The sequence below is a fragment of the Cryobacterium sp. 10I1 genome, from assembly GCF_035019805.1.
Lineage (GTDB): Bacteria > Actinomycetota > Actinomycetes > Actinomycetales > Microbacteriaceae > Cryobacterium > Cryobacterium glucosi.
The window spans coordinates 1-7,786 of sequence record NZ_JASJVF010000160.1; the positions used below are offsets into that span (position 1 = coordinate 1).

The window sequence follows — 7,786 nt, forward strand, 5'->3', positions numbered from 1 at the left end:
CGCGACCGAGCTCGACCTGCTCACCCAGATCCGCGACCTCCTCGCCGCGGACGCCGCCAAGCCCGACACCGGCCCGTGCCTTCTGGGAGGTGCTGCGGATCGTGCCGGTTGTCGTGACCGGGCTGATCGCCCTCGGCGTGCTCGCCGCGCTCGACGCCCTCTGGCTCGGCCTCGGTCTCGGCTGGGCGATCCTGCTCGGCGGGATCGTGCTCCTCGCGGCCGGTGCCGTCGCCGCGGTCGTGACGAGCCTCGCCAAGTGGGCGCTCGTCGGGAGGATCTCCGTGAGCGAGCATCCGCTCTGGTCATCGTTCATCTGGCGCAACGAGGTCTCGGACACCTTCGTCGAGATGGTCGCCCGGCCGTGGTTCGCGGCGAAGGCCGCAGGGACCCCCGCCCTGTCGATGTTCCTGCGCACGATCGGGGCCCGGGTGGGCCGCGGCGTCTGGTGCGAGACATACTGGCTGCCGGAAGCGGACCTCGTGGCCCTCGGCGACGGGGTCACCGTGAACCGGGGCTGCGTCGTGCAGACTCACCTGTTCCACGACCGGATCATGCAGCTCGACCAGGTCGCGCTCGCCGAGGGTGCCACCCTCGGACCGCACAGCGTGATCCTGCCCGCCGCATCGGTGGATGCCGGAGCGACGGTCGGCCCCGCGTCTCTCGTGATGCGCGGCGAGCGGGTTCCTGCCGGGTCGGTCTGGTCAGGGAACCCGATCTCGCCGTGGCGCAGACTGCCGTGGACACCGTGAGCCCGCAGACCGGCGGGAAGAACGGCGCCGAAAAGGGCTCCGCAGGCAAGGGCTCCGCCGGCTCGCCCGGCAAGGTCGCCCTCAACCTCCCGACGACGATCGGCGCCGGCACGGCCGGCGATCCCTATCTGATCGGCGCGGGCAACGGCGGCTACCGGGCGCTGCACTACGACCTCGACCTGGACTACCGGGTCGCGACCAACCAGTTGCGCGCGACCGCGACGATCACCCTCGTGGCGACGATGCGCCTGGACCGGTTCAGCCTCGACTTCGACGGGCTGAGCGTCGACCGGGTCACGGTCAACGGCGCCCGGCCGCGCAAGTTCGTGCACACCGGACGCAAGCTCGTGGTGACCCCGCTGACGACGATGGAAGCCGGGGAACGGTTCGAGATCGCCGTGCGGTATCGCGGGGCGCCGCATCCGCTGCGGAGCATCTGGGGAGAGGTCGGCTGGGAGGAACTGCTCGACGGCGTGCTCGTCGCGGGCCAGCCGTGCGGGGCCGCGTCCTGGTTCCCCTGCAACGACCACCCGAGCAACAAGGCGACGTACCGGATCGCGGTGAGCTGCGAGGCGCCGTACACCGTGGTCTCGAACGGCACGCTCACCGCGAAGTCGACCCGTTCCGGCCACACCAGGTGGACCTTCGAGGTCGTCGAACCGATGGCGACCTACCTCGCCTCCGTGATGATCGGCCGGTACCGTTCGAGTGTGCTGCCGCCGGTTGCGGCGGGCGGCCCGGCCCCGGTGCCGATCATGCTGCACTTCCCGTCGAACCTCGCGCACAACGTCGGCGTCGACTTCGGCAGGCTCGGCGAGATGGTCTCGGTGTTCAGCACGACCTTCGGCCCCTACCCGTTCCCGGGGTACTCGGTCGTCGTGACGGATGACGTGCTCGAGATCCCGCTCGAGGCGCACGGCCTCGCCGTGTTCGGCCGCAACCACGTCGACGGCAACCATGGCAGCGACCGCCTGATCGCCCACGAGCTCGCGCACCAGTGGTTCGGCAACAGCCTCACCGCCGCCGCGTGGCGCGACATCTGGCTGCAGGAGGGTTTCGCCTGCTACGCGGAATGGATCTGGGGCGAACACGCCGGCGGACGCACCGCGGAGCAGAGCGCGGTGTTCCACCGCGGCAGGCTCGAGGCGCAACCGCAGGACCTCCTCATCGGCGATCCCGGCCCGCACAACATGTTCGACGACCGGGTCTACAAGCGCGGTGCGCTCGCCCTGCACGCCGTGCGGCGCTCCCTCGGCGACGCGGTGTTCTTCGACACCCTGCGCGCCTGGGCCCGCGCGAACCGGCACGGCCTCGTCTCGACGGATGCCTTTGTCGAGTTCGTCTCCATCCACACCGGGAGCGAGGAAATCCGCCGCATCATCGACCGCTGGATCTACCGGACCGCCCTCCCCAAGCTCTGACGTCGGGGGCGGCGAGCAGTCGGAGGGCCGGCTGAGACGCGGGGCCGGTTCCGGGACGGGCGAGCACGGCGACCCGGCCGACGAGCCCGAGACCGGCGCCGGGGTCGAAGCTCGCGAGGAGGATGCCGGCCAGGGCGACGCCGGCGCCGGGCCAGGAGGCGAGCGCCGGGCCGAACCCGGCCGTTGGGGCGGGGGCGAGGGTGAGGTCGCGCGGATCGACGCGGAGGCCGTCTCCGGTCGACTTCAGGATCGCCTCCTTCGCACACCAGATCCCGGCGAGGTCTGCGGCGTTCGCCGCCCGCTCGCGAGGAGACAGGGCGACGTCGGCGAGGGGGGAGCGGGCGACGGCGTCCACGCTTTCGACGTCGACGCCGACGGGCCCGGCGAAGCTCACCGCGACGGCGACGTGGCCGGACGCCCGGCTGAGGCTCAGGTGAACGGTCGGGTGCGGCGCAGACCCGGATGTCACGGCCGCGAGGGAGGGCACCCCGTGCTCGGCGCTCCCGCAGTGCGGGCAGCGGCGACAGACCCGCACGCTCGCGGGATCGAGGCCGAGCGCCCACGCGGCGGCCGCCGCCAGCACGGCTCGGTCGGCGGCATCCGTTGGTGAACGCGGCGCGACCATGACGATCACCTCGCCGATGGATTCCATGCACCAAGTGTGGCCGAACCCACGGCCGGTGGCACACTGGTAGCTGCACTCGAGGAGCACGACATGACACTGATTGACAACGCGGTCTACGTGGACGGTCGACGCCTCGCGACGCCCGCCTCCCTCGATGAGACCTATGCGACTCTGACCGAATGCGGCGGCTTCGCCTGGATCGGGATGTACCGGCCAGAAGAGGCTGAGCTGCGCTCCATCGCCGCGGAGTTCAACCTGCACCACCTGTCGGTCGAGGACGCGCTCAAGGGACACCAGCGTTCCAAGCTCGAACGGTTCGACGACATCCTCTTCGTGGTGCTCCGCCCGGCCCGGTACATCGACGCCGAGGAGCGGGTCGAATTCGGCGAACTGCACGTCTTCGTCGGGCCCGATTTCGTCGTGACCATCCGCCACGCCGAATCCCCGGACCTCGCGAAGGTGCGCGCACGGATGGAGTCGACGCCGAGGCTCCTGGCCCTCGGCCCTGAGGCGGTGCTCTACGCGATCTTCGACCAGCTCGTCGACGAATACGCGCCCGTGATCGCCGGCCTCGAGAACGACATCGACGAGATCGAGGACGAGATCTTCGACGGCGACCCCGAGGTCGCCCGGCGCATCTACGACCTGTCCCGCGAGGTGATCGAGTTCCAGCGGGCGACCCAGCCGCTGATCGGCATGCTCGAGGCCCTCAAGCGCGGCTTCGCGAAGTACAACGTCGAGGTCGAGCTGCACCACCACCTCGACGACGTGCTCGACCACGTGCTGCGGATCAACGAGCGCGGCTCGGCTTTCCGGCAGATCCTCGACAACGCGCTGATCGTGCACTCGACCCTCGTCACCCAGCGCCAGAACGACGAGACCCGGCGCCTCTCGGAGACGGGCCTGGCCCAGAGTGAAGAGGTCAAGAAGATCTCGAGCTGGGCGGCGATCCTGTTCGCCCCGACCCTCGTCGGAACCGTGTACGGGATGAACTTCGAGAACATGCCGGAGCTGCACTGGGAGTACGGCTACCCCTATGCCCTCGGGCTGATGGTCGCGGGCGGCTTCGTGCTCTGGCGCGTCTTCAAGAAGAACAACTGGCTGTAGCTGCTTCGGGCGCCCGCCGCGCAGATCAGAACCGATCGCCTGAGGCCCGAAGCGAAGGGTCAGGCCGGGACGCTCGCCGTCAGCAACCCGCCGAGGAACCGGGCGATCGCCCGGGCAGCCGGCAGCGGGGCGCTGGCCTCGACGGCGGGGTTGTAGTTCGTGTTCGTGTTGACGTCGTAGGTGACCCGGCGGCCGTCGGCGGTCTCGATGAACTCGATGCCGGCGATCTCGATGCCGTGGTCGGCGAGGAAGGCCTCGTACCGGGCGATCAGTGGGTCGCTGTCGAAGCCCTCGCGCAGGGCGAACGGCTCGACCGGTGCCGCGTCGTTTCCCGGGTCGATGACACACGCGTCTGCCGGACACAGTTCGAAACTACCCGCCGAGATGTCGACCCGGACCGCGTAGACGTAACGCCCGCCGACGAACTCGACCCGGGTGATGAAGGGCCGTTCCGCGGGCAGGTATTCCTGGAGCAGAGTGATGCCGTCGGCCGGCTCCTCGAAGAGCGGCGAGGCCAGGTAGGCGTCGAACTCCTCGAACGAGTCGAAGCGCCGCACGCCGAGTCCTTTGCCGCCCTGGTTGTGCTTCGTGATGAACGGCGTCGCGAATTCGCGGGAGCGCTCACGCAGGTCGTCACGACCGAACACGGCAACGGTCTTCGGAACGTCAAAGCCCGCCGCGCGCAGGGCGCGGTGTTGCTGCACCTTGCTCACCTCGAAGTTGATCGTGTCCCCGCCGTTGACGACGCGGCGTCCGGAGTCTTCGAGCCAGCGGAGATAGGCCCGGGTGTAGTCCTTCGAGTGCACGTTTCCGCGGCTGTGCGCCGAGGCGCTCATCCGCGACCAGTACACGCCCGGTGCGGGTTCGGCGTCGAGATCGATGGAGCCACGGGTCAGCAGGACCTCCTCCGCAGCGACGCCTTCTGCGGCGAAGGCCGCGGTGAACGGCGGCAGCCAGTCGGGGTTCTCGTGGAGGATGTACACGCGCGGCAGCTCAGTCATCACTCCAGCGTACGAACACGGCAGAGGCCGCGCGACCAGGGTCGTCTCCGTGGCAGGTTGTGACGGTGCGTGACCGGCGAGCACCGCGCTCGGGGACCCGGACAACCACCGTGCCGAGCACGAGCCAGCCGACTCGGACATCCAGTTGTTCGTCTCGCTGCTGTCGGGATCGCACGGTCCTGCAGGCGGTGAAAACCGGCACGACGGCGGAGACGCCCCAGGCGCGGGCCTCGTCGATCGCGGCACGGACGAGGGCCTCACCGGTCCCGGCGCCCTGCACCTCAGGGGCCCTAGCCCTCGTTCGCGGTGCCGGTCACGCCTGGGCGGCGCGCCAGGCGTCGACGTCCGCGCCGAGCGCGGCCTTCTCCGCCGGATCGAGGAACGAGGCTTCGATCCCGTTCCGGGCGAGGAGGGCGAGCCGGTCAGGCCCGAGTCCGAACTCGGCGTCGAGCGCCGCGAGGTTGTCGTCGATGTACCCGCCGAAGTACGCGGGGTCGTCCGAGTTGACCGTCGCGAGCAGGCCGAGGTCGAGCATCCGCACGATGGGGTGGTCGGCGAGCGTGTCGATCGCACGCAGCCGCACGTTCGAGAACGGGCAGACCGTGAGCGGCACCCGCTCGCGCACGAGCCGTTCGACGAGCGCGGGATCCTCGAGGCTGCGGATGCCGTGGTCGATCCGCTCCACCCCGAGCCGGTCGAGCGCGCTCCAGACGTACTCGGGCGGGCCCTCCTCGCCGGCGTGCGCGACCCGGCGCAGCCCGTTCGCCGCGGCGAGCGCGAAGACCTCCTCGAACAGTTCCGGAGGGTAGCCGACCTCCGCGGAGTCGAGTCCGACACCGTCGATCGTGTAGCCGCTCGCGAGAATCTCGCGGAGGATCTGCAGGGCCTCGTTCGCGGGCCGGTCGCGCAGGAACGTCACGATCAGTTTCGTCGAGATGCCGAAGTCCGGGACCGAGGTGCCGAGGGCATCCGCCACCCCGCCGAGCGCGGTCAGCAACGGGATGCCGCGGCTCGTGTGCGCCTGCGGGTCGAAGAAGATCTCGGCGTGCCGCACTCCCGCGTCAGCGGCCCGGCGGAGGTAGGCCCGGGTCAGGTCCGTGAAGTCGGCGGCTTGGCGCAGGACGTCGAGGTTGTGGTAGTACAGATTGAGGAAGGATTGCAGATCGGTGAACTCGTATTGCGCCCGCAACTCCGCCAGGGTCGCGAAAGGCAGGACGACGGCATTGCGTTCGGCCAGCTCGAAGATGAGCTCCGGTTCGAGAGTGCCCTCGATGTGCAGGTGGAGTTCGACCAGGGGGAGTTTCATTTCCCCATTCTCGCAAGCCCGGTCGGCTCCGATTCACCAGTGGTGTCCTCCTTCAGCGCACCGGCGGAAGCGCCCGCCAGCGCACGGTCCAGCACGACGGTCGGCAAACACGACAAATCCGCGGGTTTTCCCGCGAATCCCCGCGAAACCCGGGGAGCCTGCGGCCGAACGGTGTTTTCCGGACTTAGGGTGTCGGTGTGTGGCGCCTCGATAGAAAACAAGATGACGACGACATCCTGTCGACCAACCCGGATGCTCCGTCGGGTGAGCCGCGGAATGCGGTCTCCCCGCAGACCGTGAGCCTCGGGGATCCCTCGGTCGTCGCGGGAAACATCGCCGAGCCGGTCTGGAACCGATGGCGCACCGAACTCGCCGAGATCGGCGGGCGCTCGCCTCTGTTGCACTTCGCCGACGAGCCGCGCACCCGCATCGAACTGAGCCAGGCCCACCCCGGAGGACTCCCGCAGTTCATCACCGGGAAGTCCACCCTGCTCTCCAACCTCATCCGCGACGAACTCGCGCTGCGCAACGCCCGCCTCGCGGCCGGTGAGATCACCCAGAAGGGCATCGAACTGCGCTCCATGCGCGGCATCGAATCGGTGCACCTGGGCATCGGCCTCGCCGAATGGCGCTTCGGCGACGTCGACTTCCTCGGCCCGGTGCTGCTCCGCCCGCTCGCGATCCGCCGCTACGGCCGCGACTTCGAGCTGAAGCTCAAGGGCCAGCCGTTCCTGAATCCCGAACTCGGCCGCGCGCTGCACGAGCAGTTCCAGATCACCCTCGACGCCGACGCCTTCGTCGCGCTCGCCGTGACCAACGGCGCCTTCAAACCGCAGCCCGTGATCGACCGCCTCCGCGGCCTCACCTCGCACCTGCCCTGGTTCAACGTCACCCCGCGCCTCGTCGCATCGTCCTTCGCCGACGTCGGCCGGGCCATGAAGGCGGATGCCGCGCACCTCGAGCATCCGCTGCTCGACGCGATCGCGGGGAACCCGAGCGCCCGACAGGCCATCGAGGGCGCATACAACCCCGTCGTGCCGATCGGCCAGGACTCCCGGCCGCCCGCGACCGACGTGCTGCTGCTCGACGCAGACCCCGAACAGGAGAACGTCGTCGCGCAGATCGCGGCAGGGAACTCCCTCGTCGTCAAGACCCTGCCCGGTACCGGAGGCACCCAGACGATCGTCAACGCGATCGGCTCCCTGATCTCCCAGCACAAGCGTGTCCTCGTCGTGAGCGCCCGCCGCTCGAGCCTCGACGGCATCAACCAGCGCCTCACCCAGGTCGGCCTCCCCGGCGTCGCCGTCACCCCACGGCTGCTGCGCCGCGACCTGATCGCCTCGATCACCCGCAACGAGAAGGCCGTCCAGCCGATGGTCGGCGACGTCGACGACGCCCTCGTGCGGCTCCGCAAGGTGCTGCTCGACTACCGCGGCGCCCTCACCCGGCGCGACCCTGCCCTCGGCGTCTCCGTGCTCGACGCCCTCGGCGAACTCGCGAGGCTCGCCCAGCTGTCCTCCCCGCCGTCGACGACCGCCCGGCTCGAGCGGCACGCGCTCGAGCGCCTCGCCCAGAAC

At 69.8% G+C, this 7,786-nt stretch carries 6 protein-coding genes and 2 pseudogenes; 4 read left to right on the forward strand and 4 right to left on the reverse strand.

Going from position 1 to position 7,786, the window contains the following annotated elements:
* Window positions 1-749, forward strand: a pseudogene (locus QN345_RS13095) (amino acid adenylation protein); the annotation flags it as partial.
* Window positions 722-2,170 carry a M1 family metallopeptidase gene (locus QN345_RS13100; protein WP_322135254.1) on the forward strand — a complete coding sequence of 483 codons (1,449 nt, stop codon included), beginning with the start codon at window positions 722-724 and terminating at the stop codon, window positions 2,168-2,170. The pseudogene QN345_RS13095 and the gene QN345_RS13100, both read left to right, overlap by 28 nt.
* Here the strand turns inward: QN345_RS13100 and QN345_RS13105 are convergent.
* Entirely contained in the window at window positions 2,127-2,822 is a 696-nt protein-coding gene (locus tag QN345_RS13105) for a 4'-phosphopantetheinyl transferase family protein (RefSeq protein ID WP_322140949.1), read from the reverse strand. The two genes, QN345_RS13100 and QN345_RS13105, sit on opposite strands and share 44 nt — an antisense overlap.
* Before the next feature lie 63 nt (window positions 2,823-2,885).
* On the opposite strand from QN345_RS13105, the gene QN345_RS13110 reads away from it, so the two are divergent.
* Complete coding sequence (locus tag QN345_RS13110; RefSeq protein ID WP_134558253.1) at window positions 2,886-3,902, forward strand: magnesium and cobalt transport protein CorA; 1,017 nt, start codon at window positions 2,886-2,888, stop codon at window positions 3,900-3,902.
* Window positions 3,903-3,961: 59 nt separating this feature from the next.
* Here QN345_RS13110 and QN345_RS13115 read toward each other — a convergent pair whose 3' ends face one another.
* Genes QN345_RS13115 through QN345_RS13125 form a run of 3 tightly spaced genes read right to left on the reverse strand, consistent with a single transcriptional unit; the run spans window position 3,962 to window position 6,209 of the window.
* Complete coding sequence (locus QN345_RS13115) at window positions 3,962-4,903, reverse strand: alpha-L-glutamate ligase (protein WP_322135256.1); 942 nt, start codon at window positions 4,901-4,903, stop codon at window positions 3,962-3,964.
* Window positions 4,896-5,183: a hypothetical protein gene (locus QN345_RS13120; RefSeq protein WP_322135257.1), complete on the reverse strand. Its 288-nt coding sequence runs from the start codon at window positions 5,181-5,183 to the stop codon at window positions 4,896-4,898. Before QN345_RS13120 ends, QN345_RS13115 begins: the two co-directional genes overlap by 8 nt.
* 33 nt (window positions 5,184-5,216) lie before the next feature.
* Window positions 5,217-6,209, reverse strand: a complete 993-nt coding sequence (locus QN345_RS13125) for an adenosine deaminase (RefSeq protein ID WP_322135258.1) — start codon at window positions 6,207-6,209, stop codon at window positions 5,217-5,219.
* Between the two features lie 197 nt (window positions 6,210-6,406).
* On the opposite strand from QN345_RS13125, the pseudogene QN345_RS13130 reads away from it, so the two are divergent.
* Window positions 6,407-7,786 (forward strand): annotated as a pseudogene (locus QN345_RS13130) (AAA family ATPase); the annotation flags it as partial.

Coding starts and splice junctions, on each gene's coding strand:
- QN345_RS13105 (WP_322140949.1), bottom strand. CDS start 2,822: ATGGAATCCATCGGCGAGGTGATCGTCATGGTCGCGCCGCGTTCACCA.
- QN345_RS13110 (WP_134558253.1), top strand. CDS start 2,886: ATGACACTGATTGACAACGCGGTCTACGTGGACGGTCGACGCCTCGCG.
- QN345_RS13115 (WP_322135256.1), bottom strand. CDS start 4,903: ATGACTGAGCTGCCGCGCGTGTACATCCTCCACGAGAACCCCGACTGG.
- QN345_RS13125 (WP_322135258.1), bottom strand. CDS start 6,209: ATGAAACTCCCCCTGGTCGAACTCCACCTGCACATCGAGGGCACTCTC.